Raw genomic sequence first — 16986 nt, forward strand, 5'->3', positions numbered from 1 at the left:
GGCCACCCTCGGGCCTGACGTTGCGTGAGGGTCAAGCCGCGGTGACGTGTCCTGGGCCACGTCCGTCGATCCGGGTGAACGGGCGGCCGTGGTCGGGTGCCCCGGACCGCGGCGCGCGTCGTCACGGCGTCGGCGAACCCCGCGGTCAGGTGCTCCGGACCACGTCGTCCGTGGTCACGACCTCGGCGAACCCGCCGCCGCGCAGGTTGGCGGCCGTGGCGTGGGCGAGCTGGTCGGCGGTCAGGTCCTCCAGGTCGAACGTGAACGTGGCGTCCAGCACGACCCGCACGCGGTAGCCGAGGTTGCCGCCGACGCGCGCGGTCGTCTCGACGCACATGTTGGTCTGGATGCCCGCGAGCACGAGGTCGGTGACGCCGCGCCCCTTCAGCCACGCGTCCAGGTCGACCTCGCCGTGGAACGCCGAGTTGACGCTCTTGCCGAACACCAGGTCGGGGACGGCGCGGTCGAGTTCCGGCTTGAACCGGTTGCCGTCCCCGCCGGGCCGCAGCGGCGAGCCGGGCTTGGTGGAGTCGTGGCGGACCAGCACCAGCGGGCCGGTCCACGCGTCGAGCAGGCGGGCGATGTTGGCCTCCGCGTCGGGGTTGTTGCGCTTGCCCCAGACGGGGTCGTCGAAGGCGCGCTGCACGTCGATCAGGACCAGGGCGGTGTGGTCGGTCATGGCGTCGAGTCTGCGGTCGCGGCGGCCCGGAGCGGGAGTGGCGGAACCGGCGCGTTGGGGTACTTTCCTGCCATGCGCACGGTGGGTGTCCTGCTGCTGCCCGGGACCCGGGCGTTCGACGTCTCGGTGGTCGGCGAGGTGTGGGGCGTGGACCGGACCGACGCCGGGATCGGGCCGTTCACGCTGCGGCTGTGCGCCCCGGGCCGGGCGGCGACGCCCGTGCGGCCGGTGGGCGTCATCCCGGCCACGCACGGGCTGTCCGGCCTGCGCGACTGCGACCTGGTGCTGGTCCCGGGCCGGGTGGACCCGCTCGCGCCCGTGCCCGACGCGGTGGTGCGCGCGTTGCGGTCCTGCACCGGCACGGTGGCCGCGTTGTGCTCGGGCGCTTTCACCCTCGCGGCGGCGGGCCTGCTCGACGGCCGTGCGGCGACGACGCACTGGCGGCTGCTGGACGCGCTGGAGGCGGCCGCGCCGCGCGCCCGGGTGGTGCGCGACGTGTTGTTCGCCGACGAGGGCGAGGTGCTGACGTCGGCCGGCGTGGTGGGCGGGCTGGACCTGTGCCTGCACCTGGTGCGCCGGGCGCACGGCGCGGACGTGGCCGCCGCCCTGGCCCGCCGGCTGGTGATGCCGCCGACGCGCGAGGGCGGCCAGCGGCAGTACGTGGACCCGCCGCTGCCCACCCGGCCGGGCCGGACCGGCATCGCGGCCACCGTGGACTGGGCGGTGGACCGGCTGGGCTCGCCCATCGGCGTGGCGGACCTCGCCGCCCACGCGGGCATGAGCGAGCGCACCTTCCACCGGGCCTTCCTGGCCGCCACCGGCGACACGCCCGGCCGGTGGCTCCAGGTGCAACGCGTCCGGCTGGCCCGGCGCCTGCTGGAGACCACCGACCTGCCGGTGCACCGCGTCGCCGAGCGCGCGGGCCTCGGCACGGCCGCGAACCTCCGCCGCCGGCTGCGCGGCGAGCTGGGCGTGACCCCCGACGCCTACCGCCGCACGTTCCGCGTGCCCGCGGCGTCCTGACGCCTCACCGCGTCGCCACGGCGAAGACCCCGCCGTTGTCGTCCACCAGCAACCGCGCGCCCAACGGCTCCGCCAGGGTCACGGTGTAGGTCTGGCTGCGGTACATGGCGTCGCGCACGCAGCTGCCCCCACCGCCGCTCACCGTCCGCACCCCCACCTTCACCGCCGTCGCGCCCTCCTCCACCACCGGTTCGAGGACGGTCGGCTCCTCGCCGGGGCACGGCGGGGCCGGCGCGGGCAGCTGGACCTCCAGCTGCCGCCCGTCGGCGACGGCCCCCTGGTCCAGGGCGAAACCCACCTCGCCGAGCCGCCAGAACGCGTCGGGCGTGATCGCGGGCCACGCCCACACGCTGCCGAGCGCGGTCGAGAACCGCCACGCGGGCAGCTCCCGCCGCCCCCGGTCGGTGGGGAACTCGGCCGTGCCCAGCTCCACCGCCACGAACTCCAGCGGATCGCCGTCACGGCCGTCCGCCGACATCGCGGTCAGCGCCTCGCGCACCCCGATCACCGGGAACGTCGCCGGGCCGTCGGGCAGCCGCACCGACACCGGTCCCGGCGTCGGCGGTTCGACGCCGCCGAAGGTGAACCGGCCGCTGCCCGCGGCGACCTTCTCCTGCTCGCTGCCCGCCGTGCGCACCAACGCCGGCGGCGAACCGATCAGCACGATCGGGCGCGGCGAGGCGGTCACCGGGAAGGACGCCGGGTCCGGTCCGGCGGTCCGGCCGGGCGCACCCGGCATCGCGCGCTGCTCGGGCAGGTCGGGCAGCGCCGACTCGCCGCGGGCCGCGCACCCCGCCGCCAACAACGCCAGGGCGAGGGCCAAGAATCGCAGTCCCATGCCCGCTTGACGGTGTTCCCCCGGCAGGTGGTTGCACCGCCGGTTACGGTCGCAACATGGCCGAATACCAGCACATCCGCGTCGACCGCACGGATGACGTCGTGCGGATCACCATGGACCGCGCCGCACGGCGCAACTCGTTGTCCGCCGAGCACCTGGCGGAGCTGCTGACCGCGTTCCGGGAGGTCGCCGCGTCCGACGCCGCGGGTGTGGTGCTCGCGGGCGAGGGGCCGGTGTTCTCCGCCGGGCACGACTTCGCCGACGTGGCGTCCCGCGACCTGGAGGGCGTGCGCGACCTGCTGACCCTGTGCACGGACCTGATGCGCACCATCGAGTCCGTGCCCCAGGTGGTCATCGCCCGCGTGCACGGCCTGGCCACCGCCGCCGGCTGCCAGCTGGTGGCGTCGTGCGACCTCGCGGTGGCGGCGGAGGAGGCCGCGTTCGCCCTGCCCGGCGGCAAGGGCGGCTGGTTCTGCCACACCCCGGCCGTGCCGGTGGCCCGCGCGGTGGGGCGCAAGCGGTTGATGGAGCTGGCGCTGACCGGCGACGCGGTGGACGCGCGCACCGCCGAGCGGTGGGGCCTGGTGAACCGCGTCGTGCCGCTCGCCGAGCTGGACGACGCGGTGGACGAGCTGATGCGGCGCGCCACCCGCGGCAGCCGGGCCAGCAAGGCGTTGGGCAAGCAGACGATCTACGCCCAGCTCGACCGGCCCGAGGCCGACGCCTACGCCATCGCGGCGGAGGTGATGGCGGCGGCGTCACAGACCCCGGCGGCCAAGGAGGGCATGTCCTCGTTCCTGGAGAAGCGCCAGGCCGTCTGGACCGATTAGCGGGCCGGGTCGAGCGCGAGGGAGGCGACGGCGAGGGCCAGGAACGCGGTGGGCGCCGCGATGTTGTGCAGCACGCGCGCTTTCAGGTGCGCGACGACGGCGCCGACGAAGAACAGCACCAGCCCGACCGCCGCCGCCCGGCCGATCACGGGGGCCCCGAGCAGGCCGAGCAGCAGCCCGACCGCGCCCGCGCCCTTCAGCGCGCCCAGCGCGGGCACCCACGACGCGGGCACGCCGACCTCGGCCGAGTTGGCCAGGACGAAGCGCGCCCGCGCCAGGTCGGCGACGGCGATGCCGGCGTTGGCGAGGATCGTGAGGACGGTGACGACGACGTGCGCTGCGGCCACGGGAACCTCCGGACGTCCGGGTGAGCGGGCGGCTGCCCACCCACCCGACGTGCGGGCGGCGCGCGAGGTGACCGGTCAGCCCACCCGCTTGTAGAACAACGTCGTCGGCCGCAGCTCGCCGTCCGGGTCGGCGGCGTAGTCCGGGATCACGCCCGCCTCGGTCCAGCCGGCCCGGCGGTACAACCGCTCGGCGGCCGACCCGGTTCGCGCGTCCAGCACGAGCAGGGTCGCGCCGCGCTCGGCCGCGCCCCGTTCGGCCACGTCGAGCAGCGCGCGGCCCAGGCCCCGCCCGCGCGCGTCGCGGTGCACGATCAGCTTGGCCACCTCGGCGCGGTGCGCGCCGTTGGCCGGGTCGGCGAACCGCACCTGGACGGTGCCGAGCACGCGGCCCCCGTCCCGCGCCACCCACAGCGCCAGCACGCCGTTCGCGACCGGCGCGGCCCTGGCCCGCCACCACTTGAGCGCCTGCACCCGCGACAGCGGCTTGAGGAACCCGACCGACGCGCCGTCCGCCACGGCGTCGGCCAGCACGTCGGCCAGCCCCTCGGCGCACGCCAGCAGCTCGGCGGAGGTCAGCTCCGCGATGCCGGTGGTCACGGTTGCGCGTGCTCGTGCAGCAGGAGCAGCGTGTACGCCGCGATCGACTGGGCATCGGTGATGTCACCGCGCGCGACCATCGCCTCGAACTCGGCCCGCGGGAACCACGCCGAGCGCATGTCCTGCTCCTCGTGCTCCCGCTCGTGGAAGCCCTCCGTCAGCTCGGTGGCCAGGAACACCCGGCCGCGCTGGCTGGACATGCCCGGCGCGACGTCGAGCATGCCGAGCTGCACCAGCCGGCCCGCCCGCAGCCCGGTCTCCTCCCGCAGCTCGCGCCGCGCGAGCGCCAGCGGCTCCTCGTCGGCCCGCTCGGGCGCGGTGCCCTGCGGGAACTCCCAGCGCCGCATGCCGAGCGGGTAGCGGTACTGCTCGACCAGCCGCAGCCGCTCGCCGTCCATGGGGATCACCAGCGCGAAGTCGGGCTTGTCCACCACGCCGTAGATGCCGGTGGTCCCGTCCGGGCGCCCGATGGCGTCTTCCCGGACCACCATCCACTGGTTCGCGTACACCTCACGCGATCCGAGGGTTTCCACGATCACTCTCCCTGTGCCGAATGCCGGGCGAGTTCCGACCGGCGTCGCCCGTAGGCGAAGTACACCACCAGACCCGCGGCGGACCAGACGCCGAAGGCCGTCCACGTGGCGGGCGCCAGGCCCGCCACCAACACCACGCACATCCCCAACCCGAGCAGCGGCACCACCGGCACCCACGGCGTGCGGAAGCCGCGCGGCAGGTCGGGCCGGGTGCGCCGCAACACCACCACGCCCACGTTGACCAGGCTGAACGCCACCAGCGTGCCGATGCTCGTGGCCTCCGCCAACTGCCCGAGCGGCACCAGCGCGGCCAGCGCCGCGACGACCACGCCCACCAGCACGGTGTTCACCGCGGGCACCCGCTTCGCGCCCAGCCGGGCGAACACCCGCGGCACCAGGCCGTCCCGCGCCATCGCCACCAGCACCCGCGTCTGTCCGTACAGGACGGTCAGCACCACCGACGCGATGGCGACCACCGCGCCCGCCGCCAGCACGGTCGCGGGCCACCCCGAGCCCGTGACCCGCAGCAGCACCGCGGCCAGCGACGCGTCCGAACCGGCCAGCGCGTCCACGCCCACCGCGCCCACGGCGGTCAGCGCCACCAGCACGTACACGACCGTGACCACCGCCAGCGAGATCACGATGGCCCTCGGCAGGTCCCGCTGCGGGTCGCGCGCCTCCTCGCCGGCCGTGGACGCGGCGTCGAACCCGATGAACGAGAAGAACACCAGCGAAGCCGCGCCGGTGATGCCCGCGACCCCGGCCGGCGCGAACGGCGCGAGGTTGCCGGCGCGGAACCCGAACACCGCCACCACCACGAAGAACACCAGCACCGCCACCTTGAGCAGCGTGGTCACCGTGGTCACCGCCGCGCTCTCCCGCACCCCGCCGAGCAGCACGGCCGTGGCCAGCAGCACGACCACCGCCGCCGGCAGGTTCACCACCTCACCGGACAGCGCCGAGGGGAGTGGGAACCCGAGCGCGGCGTCGAGGAACGCGTTGAGGTAGCCGCTCCAGCCGACCGCGACCGCCGCCACCGACACGCCGTACTCCAGCAGCAGGCACCACCCGCACACCCACGCGACCAGCTCGCCCAGCGTCGCGTAGGCGTAGGAGTAGGCCGACCCGGACAGCGGCACCGCGCCCGCCAGCTCGGCGTAGGACAGCGCGGAGAACAACGCCGCCAGGGCCGCCACGGCGAACGAGACGGTCACCGCGGGCCCGGCCACCGGCGCGGCCTGGCCGAGCACGACGAAGATGCCCGTGCCCAGCGTCGCGCCCACGGAGAGCGCGACCAGCGGCAACAGCCCGAGGCTGCGGCGCAGCCCCTGGTGCGCGCCCTCGTCGGCGATCGGGTCGACGGGCTTGGTGCGCAGGAGCTGCCGCAGCGGTGACACGTCGGCCGACGGTACCTGCCGGTGGTTCGGCGTTCGCACCCCGTAGCCTGTCGGCCGTGCGCCTCGTCATCGCTCGCTGCCAGGTCGACTACGTCGGACGCCTCACCGCCCACCTGCCCATGGCGCAGAGGCTGCTGCTGATCAAGGCGGACGGCTCGGTGTCGATCCACTCCGACGACCGCGCGTACAAGCCGCTGAACTGGATGAGCCCGCCGTGCTGGCTGATCGAGGACCCGGACATGTGGGTCGTGCAGAACAAGGCGGGCGAGAAGCTGATCATCACCCTGGCCGAGGTGCTGCACGACTCCAAGCACGAGCTGGGCCCCGAGCCGGGCCTGGTCAAGGACGGCGTCGAGGCCGACCTGCAGAAGCTGCTGGCCGAGCACGTCACCACGCTGGGCGAGGGCTGGACCCTGGTCCGCCGCGAGTTCCCGACCCCGATCGGCCCGGTCGACCTGATGTGCCGCGACGCCGCCGGCGGCTCCGTGGCGGTCGAGATCAAGCGCCGCGGCGAGATCGACGGCGTCGAGCAGCTGACCCGCTACCTGGAACTGCTCAACCGCGACCCGCTGCTGGCGCCGGTGAAGGGCGTGTTCGCGGCGCAGCAGATCAAGCCGCAGGCGCGCACCCTGGCCGAGGACCGGGGCATCCGCTGCGTCGTGCTGGACTACGACGCGCTGCGCGGCATCGAGTCCGACGAGTTCCGGCTGTTCTGAGTCGTCCGGGTCCACCGGACGGGTGATCCCGTCGCGGCGAGCGGCCGGAACGGGCTCGGGCACTTTCCCCTGTCGTGCCGGTATTCGGCCCGGCACGGTAATGTGACGCGAAGGCCACCACGACGTTTCCGCACTTCTGCGCCTTCCGCGGCACAAGCGAGTAACGCTCGGGGAGGAATGCCCATGCCCACTGCGCGCCCGGTTCTCCGAAAGGTCGCCGTGGTCTCGTGCGACATCGAGGGGCATTCCACTTCGGACCCCGACAAGCAGTTCGACAGGGTCCGCGAGATCAACCGGATCGTGGCCGAGTGGGTGGTGCGCCTCGGTCACGACAGCATCGCGTGGTCGTCCGGCGGCGACGGCGGGCACGTCGTGTTCCTCGACCCGGACTGGCACGCCGACGCCGTCGCGCTGCTCGCGAGGTTGCGGGGGTGGGCGTTGTCGGCCGGCGTGCCGCTGCGCATCACCGCCCACCACGGCGTCGCCGCCGAGACCAGCGGCGCGGACGGGCGCCGGCAGCCGGTGGGCGAGGCCATGAACTACGCCGGCTGGCTGCTCGCCCAGGTCATGCCGGCGGGCGTGGTGGTGTCGGACGCGTTCCGGGAGGAGGTCGTCTCCTCGAACGCCGACCCGACCCTGCGCTTCGAGAAGCCGCGGCTGTTCCCGCACCGCAACCTGCAACCGCAGTTGCTCCACCTCCTGTCGTTCCCGGACATGCCGTCCGCGTGGGGCGGTCGGGGGCAGGACGACCGCGCCGCCTTCCTCGACAGCCGCAGTCGGGCCGACGGGTGGGAACTCCTCTACTACGCCAAGCGCATCTGGCAGGTGAACTCGGGCGACAAGGAAGTCGCCATGGCGCTGGCCGGGGTGCCCGACAAGCTGAAGTCGTCGGGGGAGCGCGAGAGCATCTTCTCGGTCCTGCGGCCGGGGCAGCTGAACGAACTGCTCCGCCTCGGCCAACTGGTCGAGCGCAAGGCCGGCGAGATCGTCTGCAAGTTCGACGACCCGGGCGACTCGTTGTTCCTGATCCTGCGGGGCCGGGTCGGGGTCTACAACTTCGAGGACGAGGGCTACGGACCCGTCACCGAGCCGCGGCACGAGCACACCGTGGGCGACATCGTGGGCGAACTCGCCTACGCGCTCGGCCGCAACCGCACGGCCGACCTGGTCGCGCTCACCGACGTGGCGCTGCTGTCGTTCAACAACGACGACATCCGGGCGCGACTGTCGCGGAGCAGGCAGGGCAAGCTCGCGGTGGACCTGCTGGACAACTTCGTCAACGAACGGGTGCTGGAGCACGTCGCGCAGACGGCGACGTACCTCGTCGGGCCGAACCGGACGGGACCGCTCAGCTCCGTCGGCGACGAGGGCTCCAGTCCGGAGGACCGGGACGAGGCGTGGCGCGAGGCGCTGCGGGTGCTGGAGGAGCACAGCTACCTCATCCCCGTGCGCAAGGGCGCGGTGGACCTCGACGTCGAGCTGCTGAGGCAGGGCGAGCACGGCCTTTACATCCTCACCAGCGGGGTGGTGCGACCGGTCGACGAGCCGAACGTGACGTTGCAGGGCGTCGACTTCCCGGTGCTCTGGGTCGACCTGCCGGAGCTGGTCTCCGGACAGGCGAAGTCGTACGAGGTGGTGCGGGACGCCACGTCGATGAAGATGCTCTACATCGGGGCCGACGGCATCAACGACCTCACGGTGCCGCAGCGCACGGCGCTGAAGACCAAGTTGCGCGACTCCGTCGGCCGCAAGCCCGACGACTACGAGTTCGACGTCTACCTCTGCCACACGAAGCGGGACGAGCCGCTCATCCGGGAGATCCGCGACCGCCTCACGGCCGCCGACGTCCGGTGCTGGTACGACGACGTCGAACTGGAGGCGGGCGACCTGATCACCGAGAACATCCAGGTGGGCCTGCGCAGCAGCCGGTACGTGCTGGCGTGCGCCAGCGCGAACTTCATGGCGTCGGAGTGGGCGACGCGCGAGTTCGGCTACGCGCTCCACATGGACGTCAAGCGGCGTGACAAGCCGCAGGCCCTGGTGCTGATGCTCAACGAGGAAGACGACAAGGACGACGCGGTCCCGCCGCTCGCCCGCGACATCAAGCGGCTCCACTACCGGAGGGACGGCGACTTCGAGAAGCTGGTCGCCCTGCTGCTCCGGCGCGGCGCGGCGGCGAGGTAGCGGTGGGCGGGGACGTCCACAACCGGGCTTCGGCCACGTCGGCGAACCTGGTGCAGGCCGGCCGGATCTACGGCGACCTGCACTTCCACGACTCCAGGCCGGCCCGCCCGGCCCCGAGGCAGCTCCCCGCGCCGCCGAGGTGGTTCACCGGGCGCGCCGAGGAGTCGCGGCGGTTGGACGACCTGGTGCGCGGGCAGCGCGCGCCGGTCACCGTCGTGTCCGGTCCGGGCGGGGTCGGCAAGACCGCGCTGGTGGTCGAGTGGGCGTGGTCGCGCGCGGACGAGTTCCCCGACGGGCAGCTCTACGCGGACCTGCGGGGCTACGGACCGGACGAGCCGCTGGACCCGACCGAGGTGCTCGGTTCCTTCCTGCGCGCCCTGGGGGTGCCGGACGGGGAGGTGCCCGGCCCGGCCCACGAGCGCGCGGGCCACTTCCGGAGCGTGCTCGCGGGCCGCCGGGTGCTGGTCGTGCTGGACAACGCCGTCAGCGCCGACCAGGTGCGCCCGCTGCTGCCGGGCAACCACTCGTGCCCGGTGCTCGTCACCAGCCGGGACGCGCTGCCCGGCCTCGCGGTGCACGACAACGCGGAGTCGCTCGGCGTGGAGGTGTTCGACCGGGGCAGGAGCATCGACCTGCTGCGCGCCCTGCTCGGCGACCGGGTGGTCGGCGACGACGCCGCGGCCGACCTGGCCGGCCACTGCGCCGGTCTCCCGCTCGCGCTGCGGATCGTCGGCCGGCTGGCGCTTTCCCGGCCGGAGGTGCCGCTGGCCGCGGTGGCCGCCGAACTCGCCGACGAGCGCGAACGGCTCGACGCGCTGGACCTCGGCGACGACGCGCGGTCGGCGGTGCGCCCGGTGCTGTCGTGGTCCTACCACCGCCTGCCCGAGCCGACCGCGCGGGCGTTCCGGCTGCTCGGCGCGCATCCCGGCCGGGAGTTCGACGTGCCCCAGTTCGCCGCCCTCTGCGGTGCGACCCGCGCGCGGGCCACCCGGGTGCTGCGCGAACTGGTCGACAAGCACCTCGTCGTGGAGTCGTCACCGGGCCGGTACTCGTCGCACGACCTGCTGCGCCTGTACGCGGCGGAGGTGTGCGCCGCCGGCGACCCGGCGGAGGTCGCGGCCGCCCGCACCCGTCTGCTGGACCACTACCTGCACACCGCCGACCGGGCCGACCGCCTGGTGACGCCGAACCGGTACCGGCTGCCGCCGGTCGGGTCGGCCGAGCACGCGGTGTCGTTCGACGACCGCGCGGCGGCGTTGTCGTGGCTGCACGCCACGTGGTCGGACGCCGTGGCGCTCGGCCGGCTGGACTGCCCGGAGCTCGACACCCGGCGGTGGCGGCTCGCGTACACGCTGCGCGGCTACTTCTTCCTCGCCAAGCAGTGGCGCGGCTGGATCGACAGCCACGAGGCGGCGCTGGCGGCGTGCCTGCGGCTGGGGGACCGGCACGCCGAGGCACGGATCCGCAACGACCTGGGACGGGCGATGCTGGAGTGCGGCCGACCGGAGGCCGGCGCGGTCCACTACGAGACCGCGCAGCGGTTGTTCGCGGAGGTCGGCGACCGGCACGGCTGGAGCAACGCGGTCGCCAACCGCGCGGTCCTGCTGCGCCGGACCGGGGACCTGGAGGGGGCGTTGCGCCTCAACGCCACCGCGCTGGACTACTACATCGAGGCCGGGGCACGCCGCAACACCGCGATCGCGTGGCGCAGCCGCGCGAAGATGCACGTCGAACTCGGCGCGCTGGACGAGGCCGCCGCCGACCTGGAGCGGGCGATCGCGATCTTCGCGCAGCTCGACGTGCCGCTGGACCTCGCCGAGGCCCACAACCTCGGCGGCGTCATCGCGTCCCGGCGCGGACAGCGGGCGCGGGCGGAGGCCGAGCACCTGAAGGCGCTGGAGGCCGGTCGGGCGTGCGGCAGCCGGTACGAGGAGGCCGAGGCGTTGCGCTCGCTCGGTCGGTTGTCGGCGGACCGGGGCGCGGTCGATCCCGCCGCGACGCGGTGGAGAGCGGCACTGGAGCTGTACCGGGAACTGGGGTCGCCCAAAGCCGACGAGGTCGCCGCGGAATTGCGGGCGCTCCTCGCCGATACCGGCGATCCGGCATCACCCGGGTAAGCCGTTCGGGCGCGTGGCACGGCGGATTTCCCGATATACGCTGACCCTCCCGTTGACGGGCCTGGGGAGGCGCTGTGCGAAGACGAAGACCCGGTTTACTCGTCCTGCTCCCGTTCGCTCCCCTCCTCCTGGCCGGCTGCGCCGCGCAGCCGCCCCTCCCGGCGCCCGTCGTGGCGGCGTTGAGTTCGACCGCCGTCGCGCCTTCCCCCGCCGCGCACCTCGCGGCGCAGCCGCTCGCCGGTCACGCCGGCGGCGAGCTCCGGCTCAGCGGCGACGGTTATCCCGCACACGGTCGAGTGGTGTTCACCTTCCACGGCCGGCGCATCGGCGACACCACCGCGGACGCGGTCGGCCGGTTCGCCGACGTCCCGGTGCGGGTGCCCGACTCCTTCGGCGACGCCGCGCCCGGCACGCAGGTCACCATCGGCGCGACGTCCGGACCGGTCTACGCCGAGACGCCGTTCGTCCTCACCGGCTGATCCCCGCCCCGTCGGGCGCGGCCCCTCCCACCTGAGGTTTAGCCCGGGGTAGTTCAAACCGGCGAAGGTCGCCGAGGTGCACTACCGTCGGCTTGATCGGATGTGCGGTAGTGCGCGTTCGTGCGTTGTCGCGCGCGACGGTGTTCGGGGTTGTTCGATCAGGGAGGTGGGCGGACGTGCCCGTGCTGGCCCAGGTGGATCTCAGGCTGGACGCCGGTCCGTTGGACTACGCCCTGCTGGCCGTGTACTTCCTGTTCGTCCTCGGCATCGGCTTCCTGGCCCGCCGGTCCGTCTCGTCCAGCCTGGACTTCCTGCTCTCCGGCCGCTCGTTGCCCGCCTGGGTGACGGGTCTGGCGTTCATCTCCGCCAACCTCGGCGCGATCGAGCTGCTCGGCATGGCGGCCAACGGCGCGCAGTACGGCATGGCGACCATGCACTACTACTGGATCGGCGCGATCCCGGCCATGGTGTTCCTGGGCCTGGTGATGATGCCGTTCTACTACGGCTCGAAGGTCCGCAGCGTCCCGGAGTTCCTGCGCCGCCGCTTCGGCAAGGGCGCGCACCTGGTCAACGCGATCAGCTTCGCCGTCGCCCAGGTGCTGATCGCGGGCGTGAACCTGTACGCGCTGGCGTTCCTGCTCAACCTCATGCTCGGTTGGCCGATCCCGTTCTCGGTGGTCGCCGCCGCGTTGATCGTGCTCGCGTACACCACGCTGGGCGGCCTGTCCGCGGCCATCTACAACGAGGTGCTGCAGTTCTTCGTGATCGTCGCCGCGCTGCTGCCGCTGACCGTCGTCGGCCTGCACCGGGTGGGCGGCTGGGACGGCCTGGTGGACCGGGTCACCGCCGGTCCGGGCGGGGCGGAGCAGCTCTCGGCGTGGCCCGCGACCGAGCTGACCGGCATCGAGAACCCGGTGCTCAGCGTCATCGGCATCGTGTTCGGCCTGGGCTTCGTGCTCTCGTTCGGCTACTGGACGACCAACTTCGCCGAGGTGCAACGCGCGCTGTCGGCGAAGAGCATGTCCGCGGCCCGGCGCACGCCGATCATCGGCGCGTACCCGAAGATGCTGATCCCGTTCGTGATCATCATCCCGGGCATCATCGCGGCGCTGATCGTGCCGGAGATGGTGGCGCTCAAGGCGGGCGAGGACAGCGGCGGGGTGGTCTACAACAACGCGCTGCCGGCGCTGATCGGCGAGTTGCTGCCCAACGGCATGCTCGGCATCGCGATCACCGGCCTGCTGGCGTCGTTCATGGCGGGCGTCGCGGCGAACGTGTCGTCGTTCAACACGGTGTTCACGTACGACCTGTGGCAGGACTACGTCAAGAAGGACCGGCCGGACGAGTACTACCTGCGGGTCGGCCGGCTCGCCACGATCGGCGGCACGGTGGTCGCCATCGGGACGGCGTTCCTGGCCTCCGGCTACGGCAACATCATGGACTACATCCAGGCGCTGTTCTCGTTCTTCAACGCGCCGCTGTTCGCCACGTTCATCCTGGCCATGTTCTGGAAGCGGATGTCGGCGGCGGCGGGCTGGTCGGGCCTGGTGGCGGGCACGCTCGCCGCGGTGCTGGTGTTCGTGCTCGCCGAGACCGGGGTGCTCGACCTGCCGGGCCAGGGCGCCAGCTTCGTCGGCGCGGGCGTGGCGTTCGCGGTGGACATCGTGGTGAGCGTGGTGGTGACCGCGTTCACCCGGCCGGTGCCGGAGGAGCGGCTGGTCGGGCTGGTCTACAGCCTGACGCCCAAGGCGGACCGCAGGCACTCCACCACGGGCGACGACGCGGGCTGGTACCGCTCGCCGGTGCTCCTGGGCGTCGGCGTGCTGGTGCTGACCGCCGTGCTCAACATCGTCTTCCGCTGAGCGTCGTGCTCGACATCGTCTGTCGCTGAGCGTGGGCTGAGCGTACTCGGGAGTGAAGGAGGTGGGTCGTGGCGCACAAGGCCGGCCTGTTCGACCTGCGACTGGTGATCGCGGTGCTGTTCGGCCTCTACGGCGTGGTGCTGCTGGTGGTCGGGCTCGGCTTCACCGACGAGGCCGACCTGGCCAAGGCGGACGGGCTCAACATCAACCTGTGGACCGCGGTGGGGATGCTCGCGCTGGCGGCGGTGTTCGCCGCCTGGGCGCTCCTGCGGCCGGTGATCGTGCCCGATGAGGAGGGGCAGGACGGGCGTCAGCGCCGGGGGTAGACCGGGTTGAACGCCTCGACCGTCCAGGTGTCGAGCCAGCGGACTGCGCGTCGGATGCGGTTGCGCATTCGGTGATGATCCTTTCGTCGGGGTTCACCAGGTTCAGCGCGTCGATCTTCTGAATCGTTCCCGAGGGTCGTAGTGAGGACGGACACAGGGTTCGTGCCACGAATGGCGCAGTCGGTCGCTACCGTGCACCCGTGCCCCGTCTCGTCGCCGTGTTGAGCTCGATCCTGCTGCTGGCCGGCTGCGCCGGGGCGGATCTGGCCAAGCAGCACTTCCCGCGCACCACCATCCCGGCCAACGCCGAGAACGTCTCCGACCCGAGCGGGACGAGCCAGACGTCGCCGCCCGTGTCCGGGCAGCCGGTCGACCCGGCGTTCGCGCCGGACCGGATGCGGCTGACCGACCCGTGCGAGCTGCTGGACGAGGAGGTCCTCAAGCGGCTCGGCACGCCCGGTGAGCGCTCGCGCAGCGGCTTCAGCCGGTGCTCGAACTTCATGAAGGACAAGAACGGCAAGGACCTCGCGGTCACGGTCGAGATCGGCCAGACCATGACCACCGAGCTGAAGAACGCCGACAAGCAGCTCGCCGGCCTGCGCAGCTACGAGCAGGTGCTGGAGAACAGCGCGTGCTTCGTCTCGGTGATCACGCAGGAGCAGCCGGGCCTGGGCATCACGGTCCAGATCGGCTACGAGGACGGCGACGCGTGCGGCCCCGGCCGCCAGGTGGCCGAGTCCGTCGTCGAGCGGCTCAAGGCGGGCGGGGCGGCCCGCACGCCCGCGAAGGGCTCGCTCATCACGCTGGACCCGTGCGTCCTGCCGGACCGGCCGACGATCGAGGCGGCGTCGGGGGCCGGTTACCGTGTGTATCCGTACGGCCTGCACACGTGCGCTTGGGTCGGTGAGGACCGCGAGCTGACGCTCACGCTGCGCGAGGCGTTCATCCCCGACGACCGCGAGTTCGACGAGGGGCAGACGGAGGTCGACCTGGGCGGCGGCGTGACCGGGTACCAGGTGGCGAGCAGCACGGCGTTCCCGTCCTGCGAGGTCAAGTGGGTGCAGCTGGTCGGCTCGGACAACGAGGGCGAGATCGTCGACGTGAAGTCCGCCGGGCCGAAGGACTCGGAGTTCGACCGCTGTGCGGCGGCGGTGGCGTTCGCCAAGGCGGTCGTCGGCAAGATCCCGAAGGGCTGAACGGGGGCTGACATCACCACCCGTTACCCGTTACTGTCCGGTAACACCCGCGTTCGTGCTTCTGCTCGTGCTTGGAGGGCCAGATGACGCAAACCGCTCCCCCCACTCCCGCGCGCGCCGACGACGAGCAGCGGCGGTTCGCGTCGCTCGACCCCCGGACGGGCGAGGTCATCGCCCACCACCCCGTGGCGTCGGAGGAGGACGTCCGGCAGGCCGTGCGGGTGGCGCGGGAGGCGGCCGTGTTCTGGGCCGGGCTCGGGTTCGACGGCAGGCGGGCGCGGCTGGACGCGTGGCGCAAGGTGCTGGTCAAGCGGCTGGACGAGTTCCAGGCGCTGATCAGCGCGGAGACCGGCAAGTCGGCGGACGACGCGCGGACCGAGCTGGCGCTGGTCATCGACCACCTGCACTGGGTCGCCCGGAACGCGGCGAAGGCGCTGGGCAAGCGCAAGGTGTCGTCCGGCCTGCTGATGTACAACCACGCGGCGTCGCTGGAGTACCGGCCGCTGGGCGTGGTCGGGGTGATCGGGCCGTGGAACTACCCGGCGTTCACGCCGATCGGGTCGATCGCGTACGCGCTGGCGGCGGGCAACGCGGTGGTGTTCAAGCCCTCGGAGTTCACGCCCGGCGTGGGTGAGTTCCTGGCCTCGACGCTCGGCGAGGTGGTGCCGGAGTTCCCGGTGCTCCAGGTGGTGACCGGGTTCGGCGAGACCGGCGCGGCGCTGTGCGCGTCCGGAGTGGACAAGCTGGCGTTCACCGGGTCCACCGCGACCGGGAAGAAGGTGATGGCGGCGTGCGCGGCGTCGTTGACGCCGGTGCTGCTGGAGTGCGGCGGCAAGGACCCGCTGATCGTGGCCGAGGACGCCGACGTGCGGGCGGCTGCTGATGGTGCGGTGTGGGGCGGGACGTTCAACGCCGGGCAGACGTGCGCCGGGGTGGAGCAGGTGTACGTGGCGGACGCGGTGTACGACGAGTTCGTCGCGCTGGTGGTGGAGAAGGCGAAGAAGTTGCGGCCGGGTGGTGAGGCGGACGCCCACTTCGGACCGATCACCATGCCGGGGCAGGTGGACGTGATCCAGTCGCACGTGGCCGACGCGCTGGAGCGCGGCGGTCGGGCGGTGGTGGGCGGGCTGGAGTCGATCCGGCCGCCGTACGTGGAGCCCGTGGTGCTGGTGGACGTGCCGGACGACTCGACCGCGGTGACCGAGGAGACGTTCGGGCCGACGCTGGTCGTCACGCGGGTGGCGGACGCGGACGAGGCCGTTCGGCGGGCCAACGCGTCGGCGTTCGGGTTGGGCGCTTCGGTGTACTCGCGCAACCGGGGCGAGGAGTTGGCCGACCGGTTGCGCTGCGGGATGGTGTCGGTCAACGCGGTGCTGGCGTACGCGTCGGTGCCGGGGTTGCCGTTCGGCGGGGTCGGCGGGTCCGGGTTCGGGCGGATCCACGGTGAGGACGGGTTGCGGGAGTTCACGTACGCGCACTCGGTGACGCGGAAGCGGTTCGGGGCGTTGTTGGACCCGATGACGTACGAGCGGGGCTCGCGCACGATCCGCCGCGTCCTGCGCATGGTCCGCCTCCTCTACGGCCGCTGACGCGCGTGTCCTACGTTCAGAACGCGCGTGTCCTACGTTCAGAACGCGCGTGTCCTACGTTCAGAACGCGTGAGTCGTACGTTCAGAACGCGTGAGTCGTACGTTCAGAACGCGAGAGTCCTACGTTCAGGGCGCGAGAGTCCTGCGTTGAGGGTGCGAGAGTCCTACGTTCAGGGACGGTGAGTTCAGCGCTCGGGTCCGGCTCGATTTGACATGGGGCCCTTACGGGTACCAGGGGCAGGCCAAAGCCGGCAGGCCCGGCGGGGAAAAGCG

16 protein-coding genes are annotated in these 16986 nt (G+C 72.8%); 10 read left to right on the forward strand and 6 right to left on the reverse strand.

The genetic code is table 11. The features are described from left to right. Positions 1-145 precede the first annotated feature (145 nt). Positions 146-679: a cysteine hydrolase family protein gene (locus tag ACFXGA_RS25065; RefSeq protein WP_378091662.1), complete on the reverse strand. Its 534-nt coding sequence runs from the start codon at positions 677-679 to the stop codon at positions 146-148. Positions 680-751: 72 nt separating this feature from the next. On the opposite strand from ACFXGA_RS25065, the gene ACFXGA_RS25070 reads away from it, so the two are divergent. After that, complete coding sequence (locus ACFXGA_RS25070) at positions 752-1702, forward strand: GlxA family transcriptional regulator (RefSeq protein ID WP_378091664.1); 951 nt, start codon at positions 752-754, stop codon at positions 1700-1702. Between the two features lie 4 nt (positions 1703-1706). Here the strand turns inward: ACFXGA_RS25070 and ACFXGA_RS25075 are convergent, their stop codons facing one another. Next, positions 1707-2540: a hypothetical protein gene (locus ACFXGA_RS25075; protein WP_378091666.1), complete on the reverse strand. Its 834-nt coding sequence runs from the start codon at positions 2538-2540 to the stop codon at positions 1707-1709. Between the two features lie 56 nt (positions 2541-2596). On the opposite strand from ACFXGA_RS25075, the gene ACFXGA_RS25080 reads away from it, so the two are divergent. Continuing rightward, positions 2597-3370: an enoyl-CoA hydratase-related protein gene (locus ACFXGA_RS25080; protein ID WP_378091668.1), complete on the forward strand. Its 774-nt coding sequence runs from the start codon at positions 2597-2599 to the stop codon at positions 3368-3370. Here ACFXGA_RS25080 and ACFXGA_RS25085 read toward each other — a convergent pair. The 4 genes from ACFXGA_RS25085 to ACFXGA_RS25100 form a co-directional block, all read right to left on the reverse strand. After that, on the reverse strand, positions 3367-3717 hold the full coding sequence (locus ACFXGA_RS25085; protein WP_378091670.1) for a DoxX family protein: 351 nt from the start codon (positions 3715-3717) through the stop codon (positions 3367-3369). The two genes, ACFXGA_RS25080 and ACFXGA_RS25085, sit on opposite strands and share 4 nt — an antisense overlap. A 75-nt stretch (positions 3718-3792) precedes the next feature. After that, positions 3793-4314: a GNAT family N-acetyltransferase gene (locus ACFXGA_RS25090; protein WP_378091672.1), complete on the reverse strand. Its 522-nt coding sequence runs from the start codon at positions 4312-4314 to the stop codon at positions 3793-3795. Continuing rightward, complete coding sequence (locus ACFXGA_RS25095) at positions 4311-4847, reverse strand: NUDIX domain-containing protein (RefSeq protein ID WP_378091674.1); 537 nt, start codon at positions 4845-4847, stop codon at positions 4311-4313. The genes ACFXGA_RS25090 and ACFXGA_RS25095 overlap by 4 nt, the downstream gene beginning before the upstream one ends. Before the next feature lie 2 nt (positions 4848-4849). Further along, on the reverse strand, positions 4850-6244 hold the full coding sequence (locus ACFXGA_RS25100; RefSeq protein ID WP_378091676.1) for an amino acid permease: 1395 nt from the start codon (positions 6242-6244) through the stop codon (positions 4850-4852). A gap of 56 nt (positions 6245-6300) precedes the next feature. On the opposite strand from ACFXGA_RS25100, the gene nucS reads away from it, so the two are divergent. From nucS to ACFXGA_RS25140, 8 genes are all read left to right on the forward strand, one after another. Then, positions 6301-6960, forward strand: a complete 660-nt coding sequence (gene nucS, locus ACFXGA_RS25105) for an endonuclease NucS (RefSeq protein ID WP_378091678.1) — start codon at positions 6301-6303, stop codon at positions 6958-6960. A gap of 183 nt (positions 6961-7143) precedes the next feature. Then, a complete protein-coding gene (locus ACFXGA_RS25110) occupies positions 7144-9144 on the forward strand; it encodes a TIR domain-containing protein (protein ID WP_378091680.1) in 2001 nt (666 codons plus the stop codon). A gap of 2 nt (positions 9145-9146) precedes the next feature. Further along, a complete protein-coding gene (locus ACFXGA_RS25115) occupies positions 9147-11261 on the forward strand; it encodes an ATP-binding protein (RefSeq protein ID WP_378091682.1) in 2115 nt (704 codons plus the stop codon). Between the two features lie 299 nt (positions 11262-11560). Then, positions 11561-11740 (forward strand): hypothetical protein, encoded by a 180-nt coding sequence (locus ACFXGA_RS25120; RefSeq protein WP_378091684.1) that lies wholly within the window; start codon positions 11561-11563, stop codon positions 11738-11740. Between the two features lie 176 nt (positions 11741-11916). Further along, complete coding sequence (locus ACFXGA_RS25125) at positions 11917-13602, forward strand: sodium:solute symporter family protein (protein WP_378091686.1); 1686 nt, start codon at positions 11917-11919, stop codon at positions 13600-13602. 68 nt (positions 13603-13670) lie between these two features. Beyond that, complete coding sequence (locus tag ACFXGA_RS25130) at positions 13671-13928, forward strand: hypothetical protein (RefSeq protein WP_378091688.1); 258 nt, start codon at positions 13671-13673, stop codon at positions 13926-13928. Positions 13929-14128: 200 nt separating this feature from the next. Further along, complete coding sequence (locus ACFXGA_RS25135; RefSeq protein ID WP_378091690.1) at positions 14129-15124, forward strand: DUF3558 family protein; 996 nt, start codon at positions 14129-14131, stop codon at positions 15122-15124. 83 nt (positions 15125-15207) lie between these two features. Next, entirely contained in the window at positions 15208-16713 is a 1506-nt protein-coding gene (locus ACFXGA_RS25140) for an aldehyde dehydrogenase family protein (RefSeq protein ID WP_378091692.1), read from the forward strand. Positions 16714-16986: the final 273 nt, after the last annotated feature.

It is taken from the genome of Actinosynnema sp. NPDC059335, assembly GCF_042752395.1.
GTDB lineage: Bacteria > Actinomycetota > Actinomycetes > Mycobacteriales > Pseudonocardiaceae > Actinosynnema.

Coding starts and splice junctions, on each gene's coding strand:
- ACFXGA_RS25065 (WP_378091662.1), bottom strand. CDS start 679: ATGACCGACCACACCGCCCTGGTCCTGATCGACGTGCAGCGCGCCTTC.
- ACFXGA_RS25070 (WP_378091664.1), top strand. CDS start 752: ATGCGCACGGTGGGTGTCCTGCTGCTGCCCGGGACCCGGGCGTTCGAC.
- ACFXGA_RS25075 (WP_378091666.1), bottom strand. CDS start 2,540: ATGGGACTGCGATTCTTGGCCCTCGCCCTGGCGTTGTTGGCGGCGGGG.
- ACFXGA_RS25080 (WP_378091668.1), top strand. CDS start 2,597: ATGGCCGAATACCAGCACATCCGCGTCGACCGCACGGATGACGTCGTG.
- ACFXGA_RS25110 (WP_378091680.1), top strand. CDS start 7,144: ATGCCCACTGCGCGCCCGGTTCTCCGAAAGGTCGCCGTGGTCTCGTGC.
- ACFXGA_RS25140 (WP_378091692.1), top strand. CDS start 15,208: ATGACGCAAACCGCTCCCCCCACTCCCGCGCGCGCCGACGACGAGCAG.